30 protein-coding genes are annotated in these 25,101 nt (G+C 67.9%); 20 read left to right on the top strand and 10 right to left on the bottom strand.

All coding sequences use genetic code 11. From position 1 onward, the window contains the following. Positions 1–8: 8 nt before the first annotated feature. The 5 genes from AC07XB_RS16880 to AC07XB_RS16860 all read right to left on the bottom strand — a co-directional run bounded on the left by AC07XB_RS16880 (position 9) and on the right by AC07XB_RS16860 (position 4,336). Positions 9–785 (bottom strand): enoyl-CoA hydratase-related protein, encoded by a 777-nt coding sequence (locus tag AC07XB_RS16880; RefSeq protein WP_492828693.1) that lies wholly within the window; start codon positions 783–785, stop codon positions 9–11. 88 nt (positions 786–873) lie between these two features. Beyond that, the gene (locus AC07XB_RS16875) at positions 874–1,695 is read right to left on the bottom strand and encodes an SDR family oxidoreductase (protein ID WP_416049915.1); all 822 of its coding nucleotides are present in this window, start codon (positions 1,693–1,695) and stop codon (positions 874–876) included. Between the two features lie 70 nt (positions 1,696–1,765). Further along, positions 1,766–1,894: a hypothetical protein gene (locus AC07XB_RS16870; RefSeq protein WP_492828695.1), complete on the bottom strand. Its 129-nt coding sequence runs from the start codon at positions 1,892–1,894 to the stop codon at positions 1,766–1,768. Between the two features lie 294 nt (positions 1,895–2,188). Beyond that, positions 2,189–2,878, bottom strand: coding sequence for a GntR family transcriptional regulator (locus tag AC07XB_RS16865; protein ID WP_043350559.1), 690 nt, complete (start codon positions 2,876–2,878; stop codon positions 2,189–2,191). 45 nt (positions 2,879–2,923) lie between these two features. Continuing rightward, entirely contained in the window at positions 2,924–4,336 is a 1,413-nt protein-coding gene (locus AC07XB_RS16860; RefSeq protein ID WP_492811481.1) for a C4-dicarboxylate transporter DctA, read from the bottom strand. A gap of 425 nt (positions 4,337–4,761) precedes the next feature. Between AC07XB_RS16860 and AC07XB_RS16855 the strand changes: the two genes are divergently transcribed. Both AC07XB_RS16855 and AC07XB_RS16850 read left to right on the top strand, forming a co-directional pair. Then, positions 4,762–6,027, top strand: a complete 1,266-nt coding sequence (locus AC07XB_RS16855; protein ID WP_492828697.1) for an allantoate amidohydrolase — start codon at positions 4,762–4,764, stop codon at positions 6,025–6,027. A 43-nt stretch (positions 6,028–6,070) separates the two neighbouring features. Beyond that, positions 6,071–7,339 carry a M20/M25/M40 family metallo-hydrolase gene (locus tag AC07XB_RS16850; RefSeq protein WP_492828699.1) on the top strand — a complete coding sequence of 423 codons (1,269 nt, stop codon included), beginning with the start codon at positions 6,071–6,073 and terminating at the stop codon, positions 7,337–7,339. Positions 7,340–7,533: 194 nt separating this feature from the next. On the opposite strand, the gene AC07XB_RS16845 is transcribed toward AC07XB_RS16850, so the two are convergent. Next, entirely contained in the window at positions 7,534–8,124 is a 591-nt protein-coding gene (locus AC07XB_RS16845; protein WP_492828738.1) for a GNAT family N-acetyltransferase, read from the bottom strand. Positions 8,125–8,372: 248 nt separating this feature from the next. Between AC07XB_RS16845 and AC07XB_RS16840 the strand changes: the two genes are divergently transcribed. Together AC07XB_RS16840 and arsC are read left to right on the top strand one after the other, a co-directional pair. Beyond that, positions 8,373–9,278 carry a LysR family transcriptional regulator gene (locus AC07XB_RS16840; protein WP_492811487.1) on the top strand — a complete coding sequence of 302 codons (906 nt, stop codon included), beginning with the start codon at positions 8,373–8,375 and terminating at the stop codon, positions 9,276–9,278. A gap of 103 nt (positions 9,279–9,381) precedes the next feature. Then, a complete protein-coding gene (gene arsC / locus AC07XB_RS16835) occupies positions 9,382–9,741 on the top strand; it encodes an arsenate reductase (glutaredoxin) (protein WP_492374141.1) in 360 nt (119 codons plus the stop codon). Between the two features lie 97 nt (positions 9,742–9,838). On the opposite strand, the gene AC07XB_RS16830 is transcribed toward arsC, so the two are convergent. The 3 genes from AC07XB_RS16830 to AC07XB_RS16820 form a co-directional block, all read right to left on the bottom strand. Further along, positions 9,839–10,066, bottom strand: coding sequence for a hypothetical protein (locus AC07XB_RS16830; RefSeq protein ID WP_492374142.1), 228 nt, complete (start codon positions 10,064–10,066; stop codon positions 9,839–9,841). A 172-nt stretch (positions 10,067–10,238) separates the two neighbouring features. Then, positions 10,239–10,886, bottom strand: coding sequence for a 3'-5' exonuclease family protein (locus AC07XB_RS16825; RefSeq protein ID WP_492374143.1), 648 nt, complete (start codon positions 10,884–10,886; stop codon positions 10,239–10,241). Between the two features lie 74 nt (positions 10,887–10,960). After that, positions 10,961–11,611: an MBL fold metallo-hydrolase gene (locus AC07XB_RS16820; RefSeq protein ID WP_477133553.1), complete on the bottom strand. Its 651-nt coding sequence runs from the start codon at positions 11,609–11,611 to the stop codon at positions 10,961–10,963. 335 nt (positions 11,612–11,946) lie between these two features. Between AC07XB_RS16820 and AC07XB_RS16815 the strand changes: the two genes are divergently transcribed. Beyond that, positions 11,947–12,771 carry a septal ring lytic transglycosylase RlpA family protein gene (locus AC07XB_RS16815; protein ID WP_492811491.1) on the top strand — a complete coding sequence of 275 codons (825 nt, stop codon included), beginning with the start codon at positions 11,947–11,949 and terminating at the stop codon, positions 12,769–12,771. 72 nt (positions 12,772–12,843) lie between these two features. Here AC07XB_RS16815 and rsmI read toward each other — a convergent pair whose 3' ends face one another. Further along, on the bottom strand, positions 12,844–13,767 hold the full coding sequence (rsmI, locus tag AC07XB_RS16810; RefSeq protein WP_492374146.1) for a 16S rRNA (cytidine(1402)-2'-O)-methyltransferase: 924 nt from the start codon (positions 13,765–13,767) through the stop codon (positions 12,844–12,846). Between the two features lie 39 nt (positions 13,768–13,806). Between rsmI and AC07XB_RS16805 the strand changes: the two genes are divergently transcribed. The 15 genes from AC07XB_RS16805 to AC07XB_RS16735 all read left to right on the top strand — a co-directional run bounded on the left by AC07XB_RS16805 (position 13,807) and on the right by AC07XB_RS16735 (position 25,025). After that, entirely contained in the window at positions 13,807–14,175 is a 369-nt protein-coding gene (locus AC07XB_RS16805; RefSeq protein WP_492374177.1) for a YraN family protein, read from the top strand. A gap of 99 nt (positions 14,176–14,274) precedes the next feature. Next, positions 14,275–14,862 (top strand): phosphoheptose isomerase, encoded by a 588-nt coding sequence (locus AC07XB_RS16800; RefSeq protein WP_043350515.1) that lies wholly within the window; start codon positions 14,275–14,277, stop codon positions 14,860–14,862. 90 nt (positions 14,863–14,952) lie between these two features. After that, positions 14,953–15,792 (top strand): BON domain-containing protein, encoded by an 840-nt coding sequence (locus AC07XB_RS16795; protein WP_492374147.1) that lies wholly within the window; start codon positions 14,953–14,955, stop codon positions 15,790–15,792. Between the two features lie 196 nt (positions 15,793–15,988). After that, positions 15,989–16,333, top strand: coding sequence for a c-type cytochrome (locus AC07XB_RS16790; RefSeq protein ID WP_492374148.1), 345 nt, complete (start codon positions 15,989–15,991; stop codon positions 16,331–16,333). Between the two features lie 28 nt (positions 16,334–16,361). Next, positions 16,362–17,624 (top strand): FCSD flavin-binding domain-containing protein, encoded by a 1,263-nt coding sequence (locus tag AC07XB_RS16785; protein WP_492374149.1) that lies wholly within the window; start codon positions 16,362–16,364, stop codon positions 17,622–17,624. A 182-nt stretch (positions 17,625–17,806) separates the two neighbouring features. Next, on the top strand, positions 17,807–18,214 hold the full coding sequence (locus AC07XB_RS16780; RefSeq protein WP_043350505.1) for an ArsR/SmtB family transcription factor: 408 nt from the start codon (positions 17,807–17,809) through the stop codon (positions 18,212–18,214). A 135-nt stretch (positions 18,215–18,349) separates the two neighbouring features. After that, positions 18,350–19,714, top strand: coding sequence for a sulfite dehydrogenase (gene soxC, locus AC07XB_RS16775; RefSeq protein ID WP_492374150.1), 1,365 nt, complete (start codon positions 18,350–18,352; stop codon positions 19,712–19,714). Continuing rightward, positions 19,698–20,756, top strand: a complete 1,059-nt coding sequence (locus tag AC07XB_RS16770) for a c-type cytochrome (RefSeq protein ID WP_492811499.1) — start codon at positions 19,698–19,700, stop codon at positions 20,754–20,756. The genes soxC and AC07XB_RS16770 overlap by 17 nt, the downstream gene beginning before the upstream one ends. 120 nt (positions 20,757–20,876) lie before the next feature. Beyond that, positions 20,877–21,206, top strand: coding sequence for a c-type cytochrome (locus AC07XB_RS16765; protein ID WP_150991213.1), 330 nt, complete (start codon positions 20,877–20,879; stop codon positions 21,204–21,206). Between the two features lie 170 nt (positions 21,207–21,376). Then, positions 21,377–21,832: a thiosulfate oxidation carrier protein SoxY gene (gene soxY / locus AC07XB_RS16760; protein ID WP_492828702.1), complete on the top strand. Its 456-nt coding sequence runs from the start codon at positions 21,377–21,379 to the stop codon at positions 21,830–21,832. Between the two features lie 63 nt (positions 21,833–21,895). Then, positions 21,896–22,207 (top strand): thiosulfate oxidation carrier complex protein SoxZ, encoded by a 312-nt coding sequence (gene soxZ, locus AC07XB_RS16755; RefSeq protein ID WP_150991211.1) that lies wholly within the window; start codon positions 21,896–21,898, stop codon positions 22,205–22,207. 130 nt (positions 22,208–22,337) lie between these two features. Then, positions 22,338–22,793: a DsrE family protein gene (locus tag AC07XB_RS16750; RefSeq protein ID WP_492828704.1), complete on the top strand. Its 456-nt coding sequence runs from the start codon at positions 22,338–22,340 to the stop codon at positions 22,791–22,793. A 166-nt stretch (positions 22,794–22,959) separates the two neighbouring features. Beyond that, the gene (soxA, locus tag AC07XB_RS16745; RefSeq protein ID WP_492374152.1) at positions 22,960–23,784 is read left to right on the top strand and encodes a sulfur oxidation c-type cytochrome SoxA; all 825 of its coding nucleotides are present in this window, start codon (positions 22,960–22,962) and stop codon (positions 23,782–23,784) included. A gap of 65 nt (positions 23,785–23,849) precedes the next feature. Then, a complete protein-coding gene (gene soxX, locus AC07XB_RS16740) occupies positions 23,850–24,494 on the top strand; it encodes a sulfur oxidation c-type cytochrome SoxX (RefSeq protein WP_492374178.1) in 645 nt (214 codons plus the stop codon). 24 nt (positions 24,495–24,518) lie between these two features. Beyond that, on the top strand, positions 24,519–25,025 hold the full coding sequence (locus AC07XB_RS16735) for a TlpA family protein disulfide reductase (RefSeq protein ID WP_492374153.1): 507 nt from the start codon (positions 24,519–24,521) through the stop codon (positions 25,023–25,025). The last annotated feature ends 76 nt before the right edge of the window (positions 25,026–25,101 follow it).

The raw sequence follows: 25,101 nt of genomic DNA, 5'->3' as shown, positions 1-25,101 counted from the left end.
AGCGGTGGTCAGCGGCCCTTGAATGCGGGCTTGCGCTTTTCCAGGAATGCCGCCACGCCTTCCTTGAAGTCCTCGCTCTTCGAGGCGCGCGACTGCAGCGTGGCTTCTCGTTCGAGCTGTGCCGGCAGGTCGCTCTCCAGGCTGGCGTTGAGTGCTTCCTTGATCAGGCCGTAGGCAAAGGTGGGCATCTGCGCCAGGTGGGCGGCCAGCTTGGCGGTCTCGGCCGGCAGGGCTTCGTCTTCATGCACCTTCCACACCAGGCCGATGCGATGGGCTTCTTCGGCGTCGATTTTCTCGGCCAGGATGGCCAGCGCGCGGGCGCGCATCTCGCCCGCGTAGCGCGGCAGGAAGTAGGTGCTTCCCGCATCGGGCACCAGGCCGATTTTCGAGAACGCCTGCAGGAACGACGCGGAGCGGCCAGCCAGCACCACGTCGCCGGCCAGCGCCAGGCTCATGCCGGCGCCGGCCGCTACGCCGTTGACCGAGGTGATGACGGGCTTGGGCATATTGCGCAGCGCCAGGACGATCGGGTGGTAGCGCTCGCGCAGCAGCGTGCCCGAATCCTGCAGCCCGGGCTCACGCCCGGCCAGGTCGGCGCCCGCGCAAAAGCCGCGGCCATTGGCGGTCAGCACCACCGCGCGCACGGCCTCGTCCTGCGCGGCGCGCTCGACGGCGGCGCGCAGCTCGAGCATCAGCGCGCTGTTGAGCGCATTGAGCACGTCGGGGCGGTTCAGGGTGATGGTGGCCACGCCCTCGGCGGCGTGATAGAGCACGGGTGATGTCATGGCTGTCTCCTTGTCGTAGGTGTTCTGATGCGCAAATGCACAAATGCACAAATGCACGAAGGCTTGAGTGTGTGTAGCGCCGCGCGGCTCAGGCCGCCTTGCCGGGCGCCTTGGGCGGATGCAGTGCGTCGGCCGACGCGTCGCCCAGCTTGCTGCCCCCATCGCAGTCGACGATGGTGCCGGTGATATAGCGGGCGTTGTCGGTGGACAGGAACAGCGCCGTATTGGCGATATCGTCCTTGTCGCCGTAGTCGCGCAGCGCCAGGCGCGCCTTGAAGCGCGCCTCCATTTCCGGCGTGGGCGCGAGCCGCGCCATGCCCTCGGTGCCGGCGATGGGGCCGGGCGAGATGGCGTTGACGCGCACGCCGGCCGGGCCCCATTCCATGGCCAGGCATTTCACCAGCATGTTGATGCCGGCCTTGGCGGCGCATACGTGGGCCTGGAACATCATGGCGTTGACCGCCTGCGGCGCGGTGATGGCGATCAGCGAGGCGCCCGGCGCATTGAGAAAGGCAAAGCAGGCGCGCAAGACATTGAAGGTGCCGATCAGGTCGATATCCACCACGGTCTTGAAGCCGTTGGCGGACATGCCTAGCGCCGGTGCGACAAAATTGCCGGCCGCGCCCGAGATCACGATATCGATCGGGCCAAGCTCGTCGCGCGTGCGCGCAAGCGCCGCCTCCACCGCGCCATAGTCGCGCACATCGGCTGCCATGCCGATGGCGCTGCCGCCGGCGTCGTTGATGCTAGCCGCCGCCGCGGCGATGCGCTCGGGGTCGCGGCTGACCAGCGCCAGCCTGGCGCCCGCCTTGGCAAAATGCCGGGCGATGCCCAGGTTGATGCCGGACGAGGCGCCGGCGATAAACACGACCTTGCCGGCCAGGACGTCATCTTTGAACGCGTTGGACATGGATTTCCCTCACCAGGATGGGTTGGATGATGAAAGCGGATGGCCCGGCACGGTGGGTCGGGCGGGAAGATCAGCCGCGCCCGCGGCGCGGGCGCACGGATGGCGGGGCCGCCAGGGGTGGCAAATAGGGGAGCAGGATGGCGCGGGCTGGTGCTGGCGATGCCTCGAACATCGCCACTGGACGGCTGGAACGGGTCATGTCTGTCTCCTGGCTTTTATCTTTTGCCATTGATCTTTTAAGCGGCCTCTGACTTGGGCCTCCGACATCCTACTCCGAAGCCGTGATTCGATCACGCGCGGATCTGGCAATGACGGCACGCGCGGCGCGCAAAAGAAAAAGCCCGCACCCAAGCCGGCGTGCGGGCTGCCGTCCGCGATGGACGGGCCAGGGTGTCATGAAGCGCGCCCCCGCAGCTTCATGACGAGGTCGATGATGGTGCAAAGGCGCGTGGCGCGCATTGACCTGGGTCAAGCGCGCAGCAGCATGCCGGGATCAGGCCAGCAGCGCCGTCACCAGGTCCTTGCTGCGGGCGGCGGGCACCTGCTCGAAATGCAGCGCCGCCTCGACGTGGTTCAGGTGCTCCACCATCAGGGTCACCGCGCGCTCGGTGTCGCCGGCGCGGGCGGCCTCGATGAAGTCGCGATGCTCGTCCGAGGAGCAGGCGGCGTCGCGGCGGGACTGGTAGAGCATGGTGATCACCGCGCTGCGCAACGACAACTCCTGCAGCATGCCCGTCAGCACACCATTGCCCACCACGTCCGCCAGCATGATGTGGAAATCGCTGAGCAGGCGGGTGCGCACATGCGCATCGCTGCCGCCCAGCGCTTTCTTCTCGGCGACGAGGTGCCGGTCGATGCGCTTGTAGTCGGCGGCGGTGGCGCGCGCCACGAATTCACGCGCCAGGGCTGCCTCCAGGATGCGGCGCACCGCGAACACTTCGCGTGCCTCCTCGGCACTGGGCTTGGCCACGAAGGCGCCCTTGTCCGGCACGATCTGGATGAGCTTGTCCTTGGACAGCATCAGCAGCGCGGCGCGCACCTTGGTGCGGCTGACGCGGTAGACGCTCGCCAGGGCCTCTTCGCGCAGCTTGGTGCCGGGCGGCAGGCGGTGCGAGACGATCGCCGCGACGATGTCTTCGGCGATCGCTTCGGCGGTCATGGCAGGGTCGATATGCTCAGGCATGGTTGCGCACTTGCGCAGCGTCTCGGTAGGAGGAATCCCGAGATTCTAGCGCCCCGCGGCCGTGCCGGGCAGCGGGGATGCCCCGGGGGTAGCCAGGGCGGCCTCGTGCGGCGCCGGGCCAAAGCCCGCTTCAAGGTCGCTGGCGTCGATCCTGCCGTTGAGCACGTCGTGGGCGCGTGCCCGGTCGATATCCTTTTCCCAGGCGGCGACCACGACCGTGGCTACGCAGTTGCCGATCAGGTTGCCGACCGCGCGGGCAATGCCGATGAACCAGTCCACCGACAGCACCAGCACCAGCCCGATGGCGGGAATGGCCGGGTGTGCCGACAGCGTGGCCGCCAGGATCACGATGGCCGAGCCGGGGATGCCGTGCGCGCCCTTGGAGGTGACCAGCGCCACCGCCAGGATGCCGAGCAGGTCGCCCAGCGCCAGCGGCGTATTGGTGGCCTGGGCGATAAACACCGCGGCCAGCGTCAGGTAGATCGAAAAGGCATCCAGGTTGAAGGAGTAGCCCGTGGGGATCACCAGGCCCACCACCGATTTCTTGATGCCGAGGAACTCCAGCTTCTTCATCACCTGCGGCAGCACGCTGTCGGACGATGCGGTGCCCAGCACCACCAGCAGCTCGGCGCGCAGGTAGCGGATCAGCTTGAAGACGGAGAAGCCGCACAGGCGCATCACCGTGCCCAGCACCACCATCACGAACAAGGCCACCGCGCCGTAGAACACCAGCACCAGGTAGCCCAGCTGCTTGAGCGAGCCGATGCCGTACTTGCCCACGGTGAACGCCACCGCGCCCAGCACGCCCAGCGGCGCCAGCTTGATGATGAAGCCCATCATCTTGAACAGCGTATGCGAGAAGTTGTCGATGATCGTCACCAGCGGCTGGCCGCGCTCACCCACCAGCGACAGCGCGCAGCCGAACAGGATCGAAACGAGCAGCACCTGCAGCACGTCGCCGCTGGCGAACGCGCCCGTGATGGTGCTGGGAATCAGCTTGAGCAGGAAATCCACCATGCCCGCGCTCTTGACCTTCTCGGCGGTGTCCACATAGGCAGACATGGCCGAGGCGTCGAGCGAGGCCGGGTTCACGTTCATGCCGGTGCCGGGGTGGAAGATGTAAGCCAGCGCGATGCCCAGCGCCAGCGCGATGGTGGTGACCACCTCAAAGTAGAGCACGGCCTTGACGCCGACCCGGCCCACCTTCTTGAGCTCGCCGGCGCCGCAGATGCCGGCCACCACCACGCAGAACACGATCGGGCCGATCAGCATCTTGATCAGCTTGATAAAGGCATCGCCGAGCGGCTTGAGCTTGGCGGCAAATTCAGGGAAAAACAGCCCGAGCGCAGTCCCGAGCACCAGGGCGACGAGGACCTGGCCAAACAGGGATCGGAAGAAGCGGGAAAAGGCGGCTTGCGGGCGGCCGGAAGCCGGCCGTTGCTGGACTGCTGGGTGCATCGTTGTCTCCATGCGGACGCGTCCTAGACTTTGGCTGGCGCATCCTGTCATTGCTGCAGGAATTGCCGGTTGCCCGCGTGGCGGGACAGCCGGCCTGACGTGCCGGGCGCGTGGCCGGGTGAGGGCTGCGGCGCTTCGCGGATTGGCCCGCTTGTTGGAGCGGAATCCACGCAACTCGCTGTCCGGATCAGATTGTCCGCAGCGAATTGTCGGAACGTGGAAGCCAATATAGTGCATATCATTTTTGTATGCAATTTTTGAATTCACTGTGCTACCATGAATCGCACAAAATAGAGCTCTCGCACGAGAGTCAGGGCGCACCGGGATGGTCCGGCGGCGCCGGCCCGGCACCCGAGGCACCGCTGGCGCGGGGCTTGCATGATCCGGCGCCACCCGCATTCGCGCACTTCCAGCAGGAGACACGCATGGCAGCAACCCTCACGCCCGCTACCGAAACCGGGGCGCGCATCATGGCCTGGGCCGATACCCTGGCCGTCCACACCGAGCAGCCAGGCATGCTCACCCGCACCTATCTCACCGAGGCCCACCATGGCGCCGCCGCACAGCTCACCGAGTGGATGCAGGCTGCCGGCATGACGGTGCGCCGCGACGCGGCCGGCAACGTGATCGGCCGCTACGAGGGCACCGCGCCCGATGCGCCCGCGCTGCTCACCGGCTCGCACTTCGACACCGTGCGCGATGGTGGCCGCTATGACGGCAACCTCGGCGTGATCCTCCCGGTTGCCTGCGTGGCGCAGTGGAACCGCCAGGGCAAGCGCTTCCCGTTCGCCATCGAGGTGGTTGGCTTTGCCGAGGAAGAGGGCGTGCGCTTCAAGGCCACGCTGCTGGGCAGCCGCGCCATCGCCGGCACCTTCGACACCAATGTGCTCGACAACGTGGACGACTCGGGCAAGACCATGCGCGAAGTGATGCGCGCGGCAGGTTTCGATCCCGCCGGCCTGCCCGCCGCCGCGCATGCGCGCGAGCAGGTGCTGGCGTTCGTGGAAGTCCATATCGAGCAAGGCCCGGTGCTGCTCAACGAAGGGCTGTCACTGGGTGTCGTGACCGCGATCTCCGGCGCCACCCGCTTTATCGTGGAACTTGAAGGGCTGGCCGGCCACGCCGGCACCGTGCCGATGGACATGCGCCGCGACGCCGCCATGGCCGGCGCAGAGATCGGCCTGTTTATCGAGCGCCGTTGCAGTGGCCTGCCGGGCCTGGTCGGCACGATCGGCCAGTTCAACGTGCCTAACGGCGCTGCCAATGTGGTGCCGGGCCGCGCGGTCTTCTCCATCGACATCCGTGCCGGCGAAGACGCCGTGCGCCAGGCTGCCGTGAATGACGTGCTGGCGGAGATCGAGCGCGTGTGTGCCCGGCGCAATGTGCGCGTGCAGATCCGCAAGACCCATGAGGCCGTCAGCGTGCCGTGCGCGCCCTGGCTGCAACAGCAATGGGCGGATGCCATCGCCCGCCAGGGGCTGCCGGTGCGGCACCTGCCTTCCGGCGCCGGCCACGACGCCATGGCCATCGCGGCCATTGCCGATGTCGCGATGCTGTTTGTGCGCTGCGGCAACGGCGGCATCAGCCATCACCCCACCGAGATCATGACCGCGGAGGATGCCGCCAGCGCGGCTGCCGTGTTCAGCGATTTCGTCGAGCATTTCGACAAGCATTCCGCGCCGCAGCAGTAAAGCGCCCGCATCCGCCATCCTGAAAGACTTTTCGAGAATCAACATGACCGCAAGAGACAACGTGAACCCGCTGCAGACCACGCTCACCAACTACATCGACGCCCAGCGTCCCGCGCAGGAAGCCTTCCTCGCCGAACTGGTCAAGGTGCCGTCGGATAACCCGCCGGGCGATTGCGACGCGCACGGCGCGCGCGCCAAGGCGCTGCTCGAAGGCCTGGGCTTCAAGGTCGAAGCGCACAAAGTGCCGGACGAGCTGGTCAAGGCCGCTGGCATGATCAGCGCCACCAACCTGCTGGTGCGCAAGACCTTCGGCACGGGCGGCCCCACCATCGCCATGAACGCCCACGGCGACGTGGTGCCTCCGGGCCTGGGCTGGACCAAGGACCCGTACGGCGGCGAAATCGCCGACAGCGAACACGGCCCGGTCATGTACGGCCGTGGCGTGGCGGTGTCCAAGTCGGACTTCGCCACCTACACGTACGCTGTGCTGGCGCTGATGGAAGCCGAAAAGCAAGGCGCCAAGCTCAACGGCACCCTGGAACTGCAATTCACGTACGACGAGGAAACCGGCGGCGACATCGGTCCCAAGTTCCTGCTCGACCAGGGCCTGAGCAAGCCGGACTACGCCATCTCGGCCGGCTTCTCCTACGGCATCACCTCGGCCCACAACGGCTGCCTGCACGTGGAAGTGACGGTCAAGGGCAAGCAAGGCCACGCCGCCATGCCCCACACCGGCGTGGACGCGATCGAAGCCGCCACCCATATCCTGCAAGCCATCTACGGCCTGCGTGCCGAGCTGGCCACGCGCAAGTCGAAGACGCTGGGCATCGATACCGCCACGCTGAACGTCGGCCTGATCAAGGGCGGCATCAACACCAACGTAGTGCCGGACCTGGTGACCTTCCGCGTCGACCGCCGCATGATCCCCGAGGAAATCGGCTTCGACGCCGAGGGTGAGCTGCGCGCCGTGGTCGAGAAGGCCGCCAAGGACCGTCCGGGCATCGAGGTCAAGGTCGAGCGCATCATCCTGGCCGAGCCGCTGTCGGAACTGCCGGGCGTGGAAAAGCTGATCGGCGCCCTGAAGGGCCGTGCCGAGGAAGTGTTCGGCGTGGAGATCCCGGTGCAAGGCGTGCCGCTCTACACCGATGCCCGCCACTACACCAAGTACGGCATCCCCACCGTGCTGTACGGCGCCGGCCCGCGCACGCTGATGGAAGCGCGCGGCCACAACTCGGACGAGAACCTGCGCCTGAACGACCTGAACCGTGCCACCAAGGTGGTGGCGCTGGCGCTGTCGGATCTGATCGGTTGATCCGTCATGGTCCCGGGGCTGATATCAGCCCCGGGACTAGAAGAGAGGGCAGGCGCTCGCCGCGCCCTCTCGTCAGCCTTGATCGCAAGATCATGCACATGACAAATATATCTACCTAGTTATATCCACTTATAATTCCTAATTGGAATTAATTCAGGTGGATCGGCTGTCTGCCGGCTTGGGGCCGGCCAGGCTTACGGCCTGGCCGCGCGCTCCACCGGCGGCGTTTCGTCCCCATCTCCCAGCGACCGCTGCATCAGCACCGTATCGATCCACTGCCCGTGCTTGAACCCGACGGACTGCAGCCGGCCGATGGTGCGAAAGCCCACCCGCTCGTGCAAGGCCAGCGAGCCAGCGCCTTCGCCGCTGGCGGTGCAGGCCACTACCGCCACCATTTGCCGCCACGGGCCGCTCTCGCAGCGCGACACCAGCGCGGCAAGCAGCGCCAGGCCAAGGCCCTGGCCCCGGTAGCGCTCGTCGATGTAGACCGAATCCTCAATGGCAAAACGGTAAGCACTGCGCGTGCGGTAGGCGCTGGCGTAGGCATAGCCCAGCACCTCGCCGCCGCGCTCGGCCACCAGGTAGGGCAGGCCCTGGCGCTTCACCTCGGCGTGACGCAGGCGGATGTCGTCCACGCCCGGCTCGACCTCCTCGAACGACGCGCGGCCGTGACGCACGTGGTGCGCGTAGATGGCCTGGATGGCGGGGATGTCGGCAGCGGTGGCGTCGCGGATCGACGGGCTGGCGCAGGCCTGGACGGCGGCGGTGGCATTGGCCACGGCCATCGGCGTGGCGGAGGCGGCGCTGAGTGTGGCGAGAGGGGCTTTCATGATGCTGGCGCGGCGAGCGGTCTGGGCGGGTAAGCCGGTTCGAGCGTAGTCGAGGCCGGGGGAAAAACGATACGTGGAGGAAAGCCGTGTTGCGGCAAGCTGCCCCGCGATGGCAAGGGCCGGGGCACGCCGCTACCTTAACGTGCGCCGATGCTATAAAGGAAGCTTCGCTGACTTATGCGGCGCATAAGAAATTCTTTGGTATGCGGCATCTCAATCCCGACTTCCTGCAGGCCTTTTCGCTGGTTTGCGATCTTGGTAGCTTCTCGGCGGCGGCCGAGCGCCTCGGCTTGAGCCAGCCGGCCGTCAGCCTGCAGGTGCGCCAGCTGGAGCAGCGTTATGGCCTGCGCCTGCTCGAACGGGTAGGGCGCCACGTGCTGCCCACCCCTGCCGGCGAAGACTTGCTGGCGCACGCGCGCGGCGTGGCCGGGGCGCTGGCCGCCGCCGATGACAGCATGGCGCGCCACGCCGGTGGTGTGATCGGCCGGGTGCGGCTGGGCACGGGCGCCACCGCCTGCATTTACCTGCTGCCTGCGGTGCTGCGCGACCTGCGCCGCGCCATGCCTGCGCTGGAGATCGTGGTCAGCACGGAAAACACCGGCGAAGCGCTCAAGGCGGTGGAAGACAACGCCCTGGACCTGGCCTTCGTGACGCTGCCAGCCTCTGGCCGGATGTTCGACATCACGCCTGTGCTGGAAGACCCGTTCGTGGCCATTGGCCCCGCCGACGATGAGCCGTTGCCCGCTACCGTGACGCCCGCCGACCTGGCTGGCCGGCCGCTGGTGCTGTTCTCGCCCGGCGGCAATACGCGCCGGCTGGTGGACGAATGGTTCCTGCGCGCCGGCATCAGCGCGCGCCCGGTGATGGAGCTCGACAGCGTCGAGGCGATCAAGGAGCTGGTGGGTGCCGGGCTGGGCTATTCGGTGCTGCCGGGCATGGCGCTGCCGCCAGGCCAGCCGCGCGCGCGGATCGCCGTGCGCCCGCTGGCCCCGCCGCTGGCGCGCACGCTGGCGCTGGTGCTGCGCCACGACAAGCCGCTGCGCGCCGGGCTGCGTGCCACCGTGGCGGCCCTGCTGCGGCTGGCGCCGGAAAGGCAAAGCCCGGCCTGAGCCGATATGCCACCTCTCGGGGGCATGCGGGCGGGCAACGCCGCTTGTATAGTGCGGGTTTCAGCCCCGATGCCGGGGCATCGGTCGAACCAGGAGTGCCGCCATGATCACCATCTATCACAACCCCCGTTGCTCGAAGTCGCGTGAAACCCTCGCGCTGGTCGAGGCAGCCGCTGGCCGGCTGGGCGAGCCCGTGGAGATCGTGGAATACCTGAAGACGCCGCCCACGTTGTCCACGCTCAAGCAGCTCCACACCATGCTGGGCGTGCCGGTGCGCGAGATGGTGCGCGACAACGAAGCGCCCTACAAGGAGCTGGGCCTGGCCGATCCGGGCCTGACCGATGCCGAGGTGCTGGGCGCGGTAGCCGACCACCCCATCCTGCTGCAACGCCCGCTGGTGGTGCGCAACCGCCGCGCCGCCATCGGCCGCCCGCCCGAGAACGTCTCCCCCTTGCTGGCCTGAGCCGGCGCCGGCATACCTTGGTCCCGGAATAAAACCGGCCCCCACCTAGGTGGGGGCCGGCCCGGTCAGGGAGGCTGAACTGCTTCAGGCGGGTCGTCTAATGAACACCCAGCCAGTGCATGGCCTCCTGGCCGAAAGCGATTGCCGCCAGGACCACCAGCAGGATCACCAGCGTCACCGCGCTCACGTAGACCGTGGCCTTGGCGACGTCGGCGTCGTCCTCCAGGGAATGCGAGCGTGTGGACTCTCGCGAGGATGCGCTCACGTGCGGCCAGTGCAACCGGCCGGCCATATGGCGCAAGTGCAGGTCGGGATGGAAACGCATGGGCGACACCTCCTGGGCGTGGCTCGCGAGGCCGTGTAAGCGTATATGGCGTGGCGCCGCGGCAGCCCTGTGACGGGGTGGGTTCGGATGCCATATACGTCTTAACTATAGCTGGCGCGGCCCAGGATGCGAGGCCGGCGCACGGCCCGCGGCAATCCGCAGGCAAACCTGCTCAGGCCGTGGGAGCCGGTGGCGCACCATCGCTTTCGGCCAAAGCTTGCGCGGCGGCCAGCGTGGCCTCCCGCGCGCGCAGCTCGGCGAGCATGTTGCAGAACAGCGCACCTTGCTCCAGCGCATCGTCAAGCGCCACATGGGTGTGCGGCAGCGGGTCCTTCCACTCGGCCGGCAGTGCCGGCTTGACGGTCTTGCGGTAGGGCAGCCCGGTCATGGCGAACCCCAGCGTCTTGATGTCGAGCGCGGCCCAGCCAAACGGCGAGCGGCCGGCAAAACGCATCATGTACCAGAACATCCAGGTGAAGTCGAAGCCAGCCGGAAAGGCCACGAAGACCGGCTTGCCGGGCAGGCTTTCCACCCACTCCACGTAGCGCACCATGGCCCGCTCGGGCGGCTCCAGGTCCTGCCGGCAGGCGGCCCAGGCTTCCGGCTGGGTTTGCCACCACTGCATCTGCGCCGGATGCCCGGCCGCGCCCGGCAGCGTTTCCAGGTTGGCCGAGAAGGTGCTCACCACGGTCTTGTCCGCCAGCATCGCGGCGGAAGCGAACGACAGCATGGAGTGCGGCCCGGGGATGGGGCCGTCGGCCTCCACGTCGGTGCTGACATAGATTTCGGGACGGGTGTCAGGTGCCTGTCGCTTGGCCATGGCCTGCCTTGGAAATGAGGTTCGAGAAAAGCGGCGGCGGGTTTAGCCCACTAGCCCACTAGCCTGCCAGGCCACTAGGCCACATCGATCAGGTGGTCCGCCACGTACGGGTTGTTCTTGCGCTCCTCGCCAAAGGTGGAGACGGGCCCGTGGCCGGGCACGAAGGTGACGTCCTCGCCCAGCGGCCACAGATGGGTGCGGATCGAGCGGATCAGGTCGGCGTGGTTGCCGCGCGGAAAGTCGGTGCGGCCGATCGAGCCGGCGAACAACACATCGCCCACGATGGCAAGCCGGTTGGCGCGCGAGAAAAACACCACGTGGCCGGGCGTGTGGCCCGGGCAGTGGTAGACCTCCAGCGTCTCGCTGCCGAACTGCACGGTGTCGCCCGTGTCGAGCCAGCGCTGCGGCTCGAAGATCTCGGCGTGGCCAAAGCCGAAGCGGCGCGTCTGCTCGGGCAGTTGCTCGATCCAGAAACGCTCGTCCTCGTGCGGCCCCTCGATCGGGATTCCAAGCTCGCGCGCGAGCGACGCGGCGCCCGCGCAATGGTCCACATGGCCGTGGGTGAGAAAGATCTTCTCCAGCGTCACGCCGTGTTCTTTGACCGCGGCATGGATGCGGTCAAGGTCGCCGCCGGGATCGGTCACCGCGGCGCGGCCGGTGGTCTCGTCGATCAGCAGCGCGCAGTTCTGCTGGAAAGGCGTCACGGGAATCAATAGGACTTGCATGGGGCGGAATTCAGGAGGGGGAACGCGGGATATCGCGAAAGCCGCGGAAGCCGTGGAAGCCGCGGGCGCCTGATGCGCCACAACGGGCGCAACCGCCGGGACGGCCCGCGATTGGAATCGTCCTCGCATTGTAGCGTCGGGCACACTGGAACGTGCTGCGCCCGGCAGCACGGCCAAGCCATGAAGCCATGCGGGCAGCACACCGTGAAAGCCTTGCCAGGACTGGCATTGCGCCCGACCGCCGCCGAATCGGGTACGGTTTTTGCCGCGCGGTACAGACAATTCGTAACATAATCAAGACCATAGGTGTAACTGCGTGATGCTAGACTCCCGCGATGTCTTGGTTACCCCCCCATTTTCCCCGCCCCGGGCGGATCGTCCGCCTGTGCCTGCACGCCACGTGCGCGCTGGCGCTGGCCGCCTGTGCGATCCCGCCGGCGGATGAAGCGCAGGAGGGCATGCCCACTGCCGCCACGCCGGGAAGTGCCAAGGCTGCCAAGCCGGGCAAGACGGCCAAGGGCGACAAAAACGGCGGCAAGCATGGCAAGGCCGATGACGCCACCAGGGGCGAGGCGACCGATCATGCCCAGAAAGACAACGGTAACGGCTGGGGCCTGTTCCGCTGGGGCGGCGGCAACGATGCGCTGGGCGAGGGCGCCGGCCAGGGCTCGCTGGAAGGCTTGCGGCCCGACTTGGGCTCCTTTGAGCAGCGCGGCACGGCGTCCTGGTATGGCAAGGGCTTCCATGGCCGCAAGACCGCCAATGGCGAGCGCTTCGACATGCGCGCGATGACCGCCGCGCATCCCTCGCTGCCGCTCGACAGCTGGGTGCTGGTGCGCAACCTGCGCAACGGCAAGGTCGCGGTGGTTCGCATCAACGATCGCGGGCCGTATCACAGCAACCGCGTCCTCGATGTCTCCTATGGCGCCGCCAAGCGCCTCGGCTTCACCGACCACGGCTCGACCCAGGTGGAAATCCGGCGCCTGTCGCGCTCCGAGGTCGCGGCGCTGGGGCCACAGATCGCGCCGGGCGATGACGATGCGGGCGATGGCGGCGACGATGCCTCCACCGGTTCCGAGATGGCAGACAATCCCGCCAAGCCGGCGCGCACGGCCCGCAAGGCGCGCAAGCCTGCCACCACGAAGCGCAAGAGCCGTTGAGCCGGGGCGCGGACCATGCAGCCCTGCCAGGTCCGCGAGGCCGACGGCGCCAGCCTCGCGCTTGTCTCCGGCTTACTCCGTGGCTTCGTCCTCCGCGCCACCCTCGGCGCGCTGGGCCAGCGCCAGCCGGTACAGCGCATCCGTTGGCGCACCGGTAATGGCGGCGGCAAGCTTGGCAGCCCGCTTGGCCGGCAACTCGGCCAGCAGCAGGCCCAGCACCTGCTGGGCGCGGGCGTCGGGCAGGCCGGCATCCGCCGCCGCCGGTGCTGCCCCTTCCACCACCAGCACGAACTCGCCCTTGGCGCGCGACGGATCGGCGGCGAGCCAGGCCGGCGCCTCGCTCACGGGCAGCACCTTGATTTCCTCGAACAGCTTGGTCAGCTCACGGCCGATCAACAGCCGCCGGCCGGCCGGCAGCGCGGCAGCCAGCGCCGCCAGCGTGTCGGCGATGCGGTGCGGCGCCTCATACACCACCCAGGCATGGTCCAGTGTGGCCAGCCCGGCGATGGCATCGGCGCGCGCACGCGCCTTGGGCGGCAGGAAACCGGCAAAGGTGAAGCGGCCGTCACCGCTGTCGAGCATCGCGCCCGCCACCGACAACGCTGCCACCGTCGCGCTCGGGCCGGGCAGCGGTACCACCGCGTGGCCCGCGGCGCGCGCCGCTTCCACCAGCCGCGCGCCCGGATCCGAGATGCCGGGCGTGCCCGCATCGGACACATAGGCGATGCGCTCGCCGGCCGCCAGCCGCGCGTTGATGCGCTCGGCCGCTTCGCGCTCGTTGTGCTCGTGCACCGCCAGCAAAGGGCGGTGCAGGCCCACGCGCGTGAGCAGTTGCCCGGTGTTGCGGGTGTCCTCGCAGGCCACGGCGTCGACCAGGCCGAGCACATGCAGCGCCCGCAGCGAGAGATCGGCCAGGTTGCCGATCGGGGTGGCCACCACATACAGGGTGCCGGACGGGTAGGACTGGCCGGCCGCCAGGGAGATCCAGTCAGTCATGCTTGAGAACTTCCGTTGAAACCATCATTCAAATCCACGATGTCGCCGACGCAGGCGCGGGGAGCCCGGGCCGAGTCGCGCGCGCTGGACTACCTGGAAAGGCAGGGCCTGGCGCTCGTGGTTCGCAATTATCGCTGCAAAGGCGGCGAGATCGACCTGATCATGCGCGCGGCCGACGGCACGCTGGTGTTTGTCGAGGTGCGCCAGCGCGCCAGCCGTGCTTATGGCGGTGCAGCGGCCAGCGTCACGCCCGCCAAGCAGCGGCGCATCCTGCTGGCGGCGGCGCATTACCTGGCGGCGCAGGCAGGACAGGGCTTCGAGCCGCGCTGCCGGCTGGATGTGGTCGCGCTGGAGCCGGGCCGCCTCGAATGGATCCGCGACGCGTTCGATGCTGGCGCGGCGCAATGAAGCGGCAGGCAGCCCAGGCGCCTGCGTCATAATGCAGCGGTATCTTGCGGCGCATGCCGTATTTGAAAAGCGTTTGAAAACAAGAAGGCCGATCGAGCCATGCATATCGATAGCATCCAGCAGCATTTCTTCGACAGCGCGGAGACCAAGCGCCAGGCCGCCACGGTGATGGCGCCGCACATCGCCGCGGCGATCGAGCGCCTGGTTGGCGCGCTCACCAGCGGCAACAAGATCCTGGCCTGCGGCAACGGTGGTTCCGCCGCCGATGCCCAGCATTTCGCGGCCGACCTGATCGGCCGCTTCGAGCGCGAGCGCCCGGGCCTGGCGGCCATCGCGCTGACCACCGACAGCTCCATCCTCACCGCCATCGGCAATGACTACGATTTCAGCGTGGTGTTCTCCAAGCAGGTGGAAGCGCTCGGCCAGCCGGGCGACGTGCTGCTCGCCATGTCCGCCTCCGGCAACGCCGCCAACGTGATCGCCGCGGTGCTGGCCGCCAAGCAGCGGGACATGAGCGTGGTGGCGCTGACCGGCCAGGGCGGGGGCGAGCTCGCCGGCCTGCTCGACGAATTCGACGTCCACCTGTGCGTGCCCAGCGAGCGCGCGGCGCGCATCCAGGAAGTGCACCTGTTGACCCTGCATTGCCTGTGCGACGGCATCGACGAAGCGTTGCTGGGCGAGGGGTAAGGCCTGCGCCCACCCAAGCTCGCCGCGCGGCGCTGCCGCCTTTTGCCACCACAGCCCTTTTTTTGCCTCACCGCTTTCAGCAAGGACCGCATGACGACTCTGCCCAACCCGCGTGAATCCCGCGCCGCCCGGCTGACCGGGCACCTGCCGCGCCTGGCCCGCACCGCCGCCATGATGGCGGCCCTGACCGTCGCGGCCACGCAGCTCGCCGGCTGCTTTCCGGTCATCGCTGCCGGCATGGCCAGCGGCGTGACCATGGCCACCGACCGCCGGCCCACCGCCACCCAGACCATCGACCGCGGCCTGCAGCTCGAAGCCGAGAACACGCTGAACTCGCGCTACAACGGCCAGGCCCGCGTGAGCGTGTCGGTCTTCAACCGCAAGGTGCTGCTGACAGGCGAGGCCAAGGACAACACGGTCAAGCAGCAGATCGAGCAATACGTAAAGGGCCTGCCCAATGCGCGCGAAGTGGTCAACGAGCTCGAGATCGTCTCGTCGCCGTCGTTCGTCACCCAGAGCCAGGACACCTTTATCACCAGCAAGGTCAAGACCATGCTGGTCACCGCCGATGGCGTGCCCTCGAACTCGATCAAGATCGTCACCGAGAAGGGCGTCGTCTACCTGCTCGGCGTGGTCACGCCGCCCGAGGGCGAGCGCGCCACCGATGTGGCGCGCAATGCCAGCGGCGTGGTCAAGGTGGTCAAGGCATTCGACTATGTGACCGAAGCCGAGGCGGCCAGGCTCGACGCTGCCTCCACCGGGCGGACCACGCCGCCAGACGCAGCGCCCGCCACACCTGGTACGCCAGCACCGGTGCAGTCGGCGCCCGCGCAAACCGCACCCGACGCCGCCAGCGGCGCCACGACCAGCCCGGTGGCATCGCCCGTTGCCTCGCCGGTGGCATTGCCGCCCGGCCGTAACCTGCCCTGAACGGCCGCGCGCGAAAGGCGGCCCGCCAGGCTCCCGCCTTTCGCGCAGCGCCCGCCGACTCTGCCGGCTGCTGCCGGCCGCCGCCCGCGCCTGAGAGCAGCCGGCGCAGTTCGATCTGCGGATTTCGCATCACATGCGCGCGCTGCGCTGTGCTAGGGTTGGCACGCCCTCGCGGCGCGACCCCGGAGCGAACACCATGAACCAGACCCTCACACCAGCTGCCCTGCCTACGCTAATAGCGTTAATAGCGCTGACGCTGCTGGCCCTGCCTGCCTGCGCGCGCGCGCAGGCGACCGACGCCACCGCGCTGCAGGCGCGCAACTGGGCCGCCGCCTGCGCCGGCTGCCACGGCCCGGCCGGCCGCGCGCCTGCGGGCAGCGTGGTGCCGGCACTCGCCGGGCGCAGCCAGTCCGAGCTGGTCCGCCAGCTGCAGGACTTCAAGCAAGGCAAGCGCGAGGCCACCGTGATGCAGCAGATCGCCAAGGGCTACAGCGACCAGCAGATCGAGGCCATCGCGGGCTGGTTCGCCGCCGTGCGCTAACCCTGCAACCCGGCAAGGAGATTTCCAGATGCAACGACGTGAGTTTCTCGGCACGCTGGCCGGCGCGGCCATGTTCGGCACGCTCGGCGCGCAGGCCGCGACCCGCAGGGCAAAGGTGGTGGTGGTGGGCGGCGGCTATGGCGGCGCCACTGCCGCGCGCTACCTGCGCGAATGGAGCACGCAGGGCATCGAGGTCACGCTGGTCGAGCCCAACGCCAGCTTTGTGTCCTGCCCGCTATCCAACCTGGTGCTCGCCGGCAGCAAGCGCATCGACGACATCACCTTGTCCTACGATGCGCTGGCAAAGCGCCACGGCGTCAAGGTCGTGCGCGACCACGTCAGCGCCATCGACGCCGCGCGCCGCGAGGTACGCCTGGCAGGTGGCGGCACGCTCGCCTACGACAAGCTGGTGCTCTCACCTGGCGTGGACGTGCTCTCCGGCGAGATCCCGGGCCTTGCCCAGCCCGGCGGCGACCAGATCCTGCACGCCTGGAAGGCCGGCCCGCAAACGGTGGGCCTGCGCCGCCAGTTGGAGGCCATGCGCGACGGCGGCACCTTCGCCATCAGCATTCCGCTGGCGCCGTATCGCTGCCCGCCTGGCCCCTATGAGCGCGCCTGCCTGGTCGCGGACTATTTCACCCGGGCCAAGCCGCGCAGCAAGGTGCTGATCCTTGACGCCAATCCCGACGTCACCTCCAAGGCAGCGCTGTTCAAGCAGGTCTGGGCCACGCGCTACCAGGGCATGGTCGAGTACCGGCCGCAGTACAACGCCGTCGATGTGGACCCTGTCACCCGCACGCTCAAGTTCGAGGTGCAGGACGACGAGCGCGCCGAAGTGCTCAACCTGCTGCCGCCGCAGCGGGCCGGGGCCATCGCCGTTGCAAGCGGGCTGGCCACCGCCAACGGCCGCTGGTGCGAGGTCGATTTCCTCACCTTCGAATCCAAGGCCGCGCCCAATATCCACGTGCTCGGCGATGCCATCCAGATTGCGCCGCTGATGCCCAAATCGGGCCATATGGCCAACCAGCATGGCAAGGTGGCGGCCGCTGCTATCGTGTCGCTGCTAGCCGGCCACGCGCCCAACCCCGAGCCGCTGTACAACAACACCTGCTATAGCTTCACCTCAGAGCGCGAAGCCATCCATATCGCCAGCGTGCATCGCTACGATGCCGCGCAGAAGACCATGGTCACGGTGCCCGGGTCAGGCGGGCTGTCGGCGGCGCCGAACGCGCTGGAAGGCACCTATGCGCAGGCGTGGGCGGATGCCATCTGGGCCGACATGCTGGGCTGAGGGCAGTCCGCGGCAGTCACGATCTGCGTTGTCGTGCTGGAGAACACCACGGGCTTCGCTTCAAGTAGTTCCTGGCTAAGCCACCCCTCTCCCCCTGAGGGGAGAGGGAGAGACAGCCTTCGTCATGGCGCGCGGCTATGACCCGTTCGGCGGCTTCGGCTATGCGAAGGGGTAAACACTATATGCGCAATTACGCATATACGAATATATTGAATGGCATGGATGAGATGGATCGCGTGTTCGAGAAAGTGTCGGGGTATTTCAGCCTGCTGGCAGAGCCCACCAGGCTGAAGATCCTGCACGCCCTGTGCGATGGCGAGAAGCCGGTGGGCACCGTGGTGGAGACGGTGGGATCGTCGCAGACCAATGTGTCGCGCCATCTCACCGCGATGTACCGCGCGGGCGTGCTGTCGCGCCGCAAGGAGGCCAACCTCGTGTTCTACGCCATCGAGGACGAGAGCGTGATCGAGCTGTGCCGCACGGTCTGCGTGCAGGTCGCCAGCCGGCTGGAAGACAACGCTTTGCCAGCCAGCATGGTCGATCGCTTCATGCCGCAGGCCACCCCGGCACCGCGCCGGCGCAGCCGCTGAGCAACGCGCCGGGCGCCAGGCAGCAACGCTCGCACCAAGGTTCGACGGCAGCCGTCCGCTTGCGCGGGCGCTGACCCACAACAGGTTCGCCGACGGTGCCTCTGGCGCCGCACGCGCGAGCCGGAGGAGACCGCAGTGCCGCAACAGAGCCGCCCCGGGCGCATCGTGCGTGCGCCGGAGCATTTCGTCAGCGCCTCGCTGCAGCAGGACATCACGCAGCATGGCGTAGGCGCGTCCGACAGCCCTCGCCGCGACTTCCTGCGCAAGAGCTTCCTGGGCGCCGCAGCCGCGCTGGCCGCTGGCGTCGCCAGCCGGGCCCGCGCAGCGGATGGCGTTGCCGGCGACGACGCCATCCTCACCCCGCAACCCTGGGCCACCACGCTCGGCCAGCCGGTTGCCGCGCATCCCTACGGCCAGCCGTCGCCGTTCGAGAAAAACCTGGTGCGCCGCGAGTCGCCAGGCCTGACGCGGGTATCGGCGGCCTCGGTCTCCTTTGCCCCGCTGCAAGGCTTCTTCGGCATCATCACGCCCAACGGCCTGCACTTCGAGCGCCATCATCAAGGCTGGCAGGACATCGATCCGGCCCGCCACCGCCTGATGATCAACGGCCTGGTGAAGGCGCCACGCGTCTACACCATGGACGACCTGATGCGCCTGCCCGCGGTGTCGCGCATGCACTTCATCGAGTGCGGGGCCAATACCGGCATGGAATGGGGCAACGTGGCGGTGCCCACGGTGCAATACACCCACGGCATGCTGTCGTGCTGCGAGTTCACCGGCGTGCCGCTCAAGGTCCTGCTCGACGATGCCGGCGCGGACTTCAAGCGCGGGCGCTATCTGCTGGCCGAGGGCGGCGACGGTTCAGGCATGACCCGCACCATCCCGATGGCGCTGGCCGACGAGATCATCGTCGCCTGGGGCATGAACGGCGAGATGCTGCGCCCCGAAAACGGCTACCCGCTGCGGCTGGTGGTGCCCGGCGTGCAGGGCGTGTCGTGGGTCAAGTGGCTGCGCAGGCTGGAGCTCGGCGACCAGCCGTGGAACACCAAGGACGAGACCGTGCACTACGTGGACATGATGCCCGACGGCATGCTGCGCCAGTACACCTCGATCCAGGAGTGCAAGTCCGTCATCACCACGCCCTCCGGCGGGCAGCAGCTGGTGGGGCGCGGCTTCTACAACATCAGCGGCCTGGCGTGGTCCGGGCGCGGGCGCGTGAAGCGCGTCGATGTCTCGGTCGACGGCGGGCGCAACTGGCGCACCGCAAGGCTGGAAACGCCCGTGCTGTCCAAATGCCTGACGCGCTTCAACCTGGACTGGGTGTGGGACGGCTCCCCGGCCATCCTGCAGAGCCGCGCCATCGACGAGACCGGCTACGTGCAGCCCCGCCTGGCGCAGCTGCGCGCGGTGCGGGGGGCGCGCTCGATCTATCACAACAACGCCATCCAGAGCTGGCAGGTGGCCGATGGCGGCGAGGTCTCCAATGTCCACGTTGACTAGCGCCGGGCGCGCGGCACTCCTGGCCATCGCCGCCGCGCTGTGCGGGCCAGCGGCGATGGCCGCCGCGCCGGACGGCAGCGCGCGTGCGGCGCTCGGCCGCACTGCCACGCCGGCCGAGGTCAAGGCCTGGGATATCGATGTGCGCCCCGACTTCCAGGGCCTGCCCAAGGGCAGCGGCACGGTGTCGCAGGGACAAACAATCTGGGACGGCAAATGCGCCTCGTGCCATGGCGACTTCGGTGAGTCCAACGAGGTGTTCTCGCCCATCGTCGGCGGCACCAGCGCCGAGGATATCCAGCGTGGCCGGGTGGCCTCGCTGACCGGCAACCAGCCGTACCGCACCACGCTGATGAAGGTCAGCACGGTCAGCACCCTGTGGGACTACATCCACCGTGCGATGCCGTGGAACGCGCCCCGGAGCCTGTCCGCCGACGACGTCTACGCAGTCACGGCCTACCTGCTCAACCTGGGCGATATCGTGCCGGCGGACTTCACGCTGTCGGACGGCAATATCGCCGAAGTGCAGCAAAAAATGCCGAACCGCAATGGCATGACCCTGCAGCACGGCCTGTGGCCCGGGCGGGGCCAGGCGGATACGCGCAATACGGCGTGCATGAAGGATTGCGCGCCCACGGTCAAGATCGTGTCGACCATGCCGGCCTATGCCCGCGATGCCCACGGCGACCTGGCGGCGCAACAGCGCACCGTAGGGCCCACGCGCGGCTGGGCTGCCGGCGGCGGCGCCAGCGCACCCGCGGCCGCCATCCCGGCCACCTCGGCCACACCCGGCGAGACGGCGGGTGCGAAGCTGGCCAGCCAGTACCAGTGCATGGCCTGCCATGCCACCGATCGCAAGCTGGTCGGTCCGAGCTTTGCCGAGGTCGCGCGCAAGTACAAGGGGCAGGATGCACAGGACGCGCTCGTCCACAAGATCCGGGCAGGCGGGCAGGGCGCCTGGGGCAGCATGCCGATGCCGCCTCAGGCGCAGATTCCCGATTCCGACCTGCGCACCGTGGTGGGGTGGATTCTTGAGGCAAAATAGCGGACTGGCCGCCCCGTGGCGCGGCCAGCGCGCCGCCGCGCCGGCCGTGCCGACAGGCAACACTGGCAGCGAGCGGGCTTTTCGCCGTCCCCACGGCTCTTCAAAGTTCGGAGCATATCCATGAAGCAGTTTGTCATCGCAACGCTGATGCTGGCCTGCGCCGCCTCGGCCAACGCTGCAGTCGATGCCGCCAAGGCCCAGGAAATCGCCAACAAGAACGCCTGCATGGGCTGCCACCAGGTCGACAAGAAGCTGGTTGGCCCGGCCTACAAGGACGTGGCGGCCAAGTACAAGGGCGACAAGAACGCGCTGGCAACGCTGACCAAGAAGGTCAAGAGTGGTGGTGCTGGCGTCTGGGGCCCCGTGCCGATGCCCGCCAATGCCGCATTGAGCGACGCCGACCTGAAGACGGTCGTGGAGTGGGTGCTGGCAGGCGCCCCGGCCAAGTAAGCACAGCCAGGGCAAGCCCTGCCCGGACCGGTTACGGCTTCGGGACCAAAGGGGCGCCGCTGGCGCCCCTGTGCGAGGGCGGCGATGCACCGCCCGCTGCGGCGCGAAAAAGGCGCGGCAGGCCAACAGAAAACCAAGCCGGAACGGAAAACGCAGGAGAAGAGGAAACAATGCATTCAAAACGACGAGACGTATTGCGGGTCACCTCCGTGCTCGCACTGATGGCCGCCACCGGCCTGATCAGCAAGGCGCAGGCGGCGGAGTGGAACAAGACCGCCTTCGACGGCAAGAGCGTGGCCGACGTCATCAAGGCATTTGGCGGCAGCGGCACCGAGAAGAGCACCGCCATTGTCTTTACCGCCCCCGACATCGCCGAGAACGGCGCCGTGGTGCCGGTCGCCGTGACCAGCAACATCCCTGGCACCGAGCAGATCGCCATCCTGGTGGAAAAGAATCCCAACACGCTGGCAGCGGATTTCGTCATCCCGGCCGGCACCGAGCCCTTCGTCTCCACGCGGGTGAAGATGGGCCAGACCTCGATGGTGTACGCCGCCGTCAAGGCCGGCGGCAAATGGTACGTGGCGTCCAAGGAAATCAAGGTGACGCTGGGTGGCTGCGGCGGCTGAGGCCACGCTCCCATCCACCCAAGCGGATTTCCCGCCCCACCATTACCTGAAAGAGGAAAGAACATGGCAGACCCGATGCGCGTACGTGCCGCCGAGAGCGGCGGTGTGGTCGACGTCAAGATCCTGATGAAGCACGACATGGAAACCGGCCAGCGCAAGGACGCGTCCGGCAAGATCATTCCCGCCTGGCATATCCAGAGCGTGACGGCGCAGTGCAAAGGCAAGGACGTATTCCAGGCCCAGTTCGGCCCGGCGGTATCCAAGGATCCCTTCCTGAACTTCAAGTTCAAGGGCGGCGCCAAGGGCGACAAGGTCACGGTGACCTGGGTCGACAACCGCGGCGACAAGCGGACCGACGAAGCGACCATTTCCTGATCGGACCGGGTACGGGTCGGTGCCGGCCTGGCCGAGCGGGCAGCGGCATCCTCTGCTATGGTTCAGGTCGAATGTCGGGCCCGGGCCGGCGCATGGTGCGCGCGGGGGCGCGACCGGAAGGATAGCAATCATGCGGCGAGCATTTATTCGAGCAACGGCGGCGCTGGCGGCGATCGGCTTGACTGCCAAGGCGGCGGCGCAAGCGGCGCCGGCGGCCGCCGGCAAGGGCGGGCGCGTCAAGGTGGTCTACCAGCTGTCCGAAGGCACGGACCAGGCGGTGCGCGCCATGGCCAACCTGCGCAACCACCTGAACGCCGCGCCGGATACCAAGATCGTGGTGGTGGCGTTTGGCTACGGCGTGGACTTCATCGTGGAAGGCGCGCGTGACGCACGTGGCAACACCTTCGAGGCGGCGGTCGGCGCGCTGGCCAGTTCCGGCGTCGAGTTCCGCGTTTGCCGCAATACGCTCACGGCGCGCAAGATTCCGGAGTCCAGCCTGCTGATGGAGGCCAAGGTGGTACAGGCTGGCGTGGTGGAAGTGGCCAAACTGCAGTTCGATGAAGGCTATGCCTATATCAAGCCGTAAGTACGCAAGCCGTAAATACAGGATGTAAGCAGACAGGTTGTAAGCAGCACCCGCGCAAGAGCCGGCCCGCACCGGGCGCCGATAACGGGAAGACAAGCCATAAGATGGGCCCGCGCGGCCTGGCGCCACACGGCGGCAGGCTCCCGAGGCCCCGAGGAGAAGCCCCATGAACACGATCAGACGCCGCCACACCGGCGCCGCGCTGGCGCTGGCCGGCACCGTGGCGCTCGCCGCCGCGGCGGTGCACGCCCAGGGCAGCACCGCCGAGGAAATCGCCAAGTACCGGCAGATGCTCGCCGAGGGCAACCCCGCAGAATTGTGGGAAGCCGCCGGCGAGGAACTCTGGAAAAAGCCCGCCGGCCCCAAGAACGCCTCGCTCGAGCAATGCGACCTGGGTAAGGGCCCCGGCGTGACCAAGGGCGCCTACGCCGAGTTGCCGCGCCTGTTCAAGGATACCGGGCGCGTGATGGACCTGGAGCAACGCCTGGCCTACTGCCGCGTGACGCTGCAGGGCCTGACCCAGGAAGAGGCCCTGAAGAATCCCTTCGCCTCCACCGGCAAGCCCTCCGACATCGAGCGCCTGGTGGCCTTCGTGGCCGGCGAGTCGCGCGGCATCAAGATGAACGTGGAGCTGAACCATCCCGAAGAAAAGCGCGTGTACGCCCTCGGCCAGAAGATGTTCTTCTACCGTGGCGGCGCCTACGACTTCGCCTGCGCCACCTGCCACGCCGTGGACGGCCAGCGCATCCGCCTGCAAGAGCTGCCCAACCTGCTGACCAAGCAAGGCGCGCAAGCCGCGTACACCACGTGGCCCGCCTATCGCGTCTCGCAGGGCGAGGTACGCTCGATGCAGCACCGCCTCTATGACTGCCTGCGCCAGCAGCGCTTTCCCGAACCCGCCTATGGCTCCGACGTGATCACCGCGCTGAGCCTGTTCCTTGCCAGGAACGCAAACGGCGGCACGTACGACGGTCCGGCCATGAAGCGCTGAGGCAAGGGAGAGCAGAGATGAAACAAGCGCATAAATACGCACAAGGCACGCTGGCCACGTTCGCCATGCTGGCCTGCATGGGTGGCATGGCTCACGCGGAGGACAGCGCCAAGCCGGCCAAGGCCACAAAGCCTGCGAACGTCACCGCCAAGGTCGCCGCCGTCAGCGACGCCGACATGAAGAAGCTGATCGAAAGCTCCTTCACCTCCAAGGGCCCCGCCACGGTCGAAGGCGTGCTCGATCGCGACGCCATGCAGAAGGCTTGCAGCGACTACCCCGACCGCTCCAAGGTGCCGGCCGCGGTGGCCAGGAAGATCGAGGCCGCCGAGTTCAAGCAGATCAAGTACCCCGCCGACAAGCAATGGCTGGGCGACTGGAAGGAAGGCGAGAAGACCGCCCAGAACGGGCGCGGCATGCAGTTCTCCGACGCAGTCGGCAGCCCCAACGGCGCTAACTGCTACGCCTGCCACCAGATGACCAAGGCCGAGATCTCGTTTGGCAATATCGGCCCGTCGCTGTACCAGTACGGCAAGCTGCGCGGCGACTCCGAGGCGGTGATCAAGTACACCTGGGGCAAGATCTGGGATTCCAGCGCGTTCGCGGCCTGTTCCAACATGCCGCGCTTCGGGCACAAGGGCATCCTCACCGAGCAGCAGATCCGCGACGTGATGGCACTGCTGCTGGACCCCGCCTCGCCGGTCAACCAGTAAGGCTGCGCAATGACACCCAGCCGCATGGCAGGCTCCCTCCGGCGCGCGCGCGTGCTGCTGCTTGCCGCACTGGCCTGGAGCGGCGCGGCCGCCGCGCTGGAGGTGGGCGACACCGTGCGCCTGCCGCCGGTGCAGTTGCTCGACGGCCGGGTCGTGACGCCCGCCGACCTGGCCGGCAGGCCGCTGGTGGTGGAAGTCTGGGCATCGTGGTGCCCCTTCTGCGCACTGCAGAACCCGCGCCTGCAAAAGCTCTTTGAGAGCACCGGCGGCGCGCGCGGCGGGCTGCAGGTGCTGGCGGTCAGCATCGACAAGGACCCTCGCGACGCCACTACCTACATGGCGAAACACGGCTACACCTTCCCGGCCGCGATGGACACGCCCGCGCTGCGCGCCGCGCTCGGCAAGCGCCGCGGCCTGCCCGAGCTGTACGTGATCGACGCCCACGGCAAGGTCGTGCAGAAGGAGGTCGGCGAGATGCTGGAAGAGGAAGTCGCGGCGCTGGCCAGGTACGCCACGCCAACGCAGAAGTAGCCGCATTGGCCATATCGGCCACATCGGCCACAAGATGCCGGGTCGCAAGAGCCAGACACCGGCGCATGACATGCAC

It is taken from the genome of Cupriavidus sp. GW821-FHT02F09 (assembly GCF_059421605.1).
Note: the sequence above shows the minus strand (reverse complement) of the source record. Positions and strands in the feature narration are given on the sequence as shown.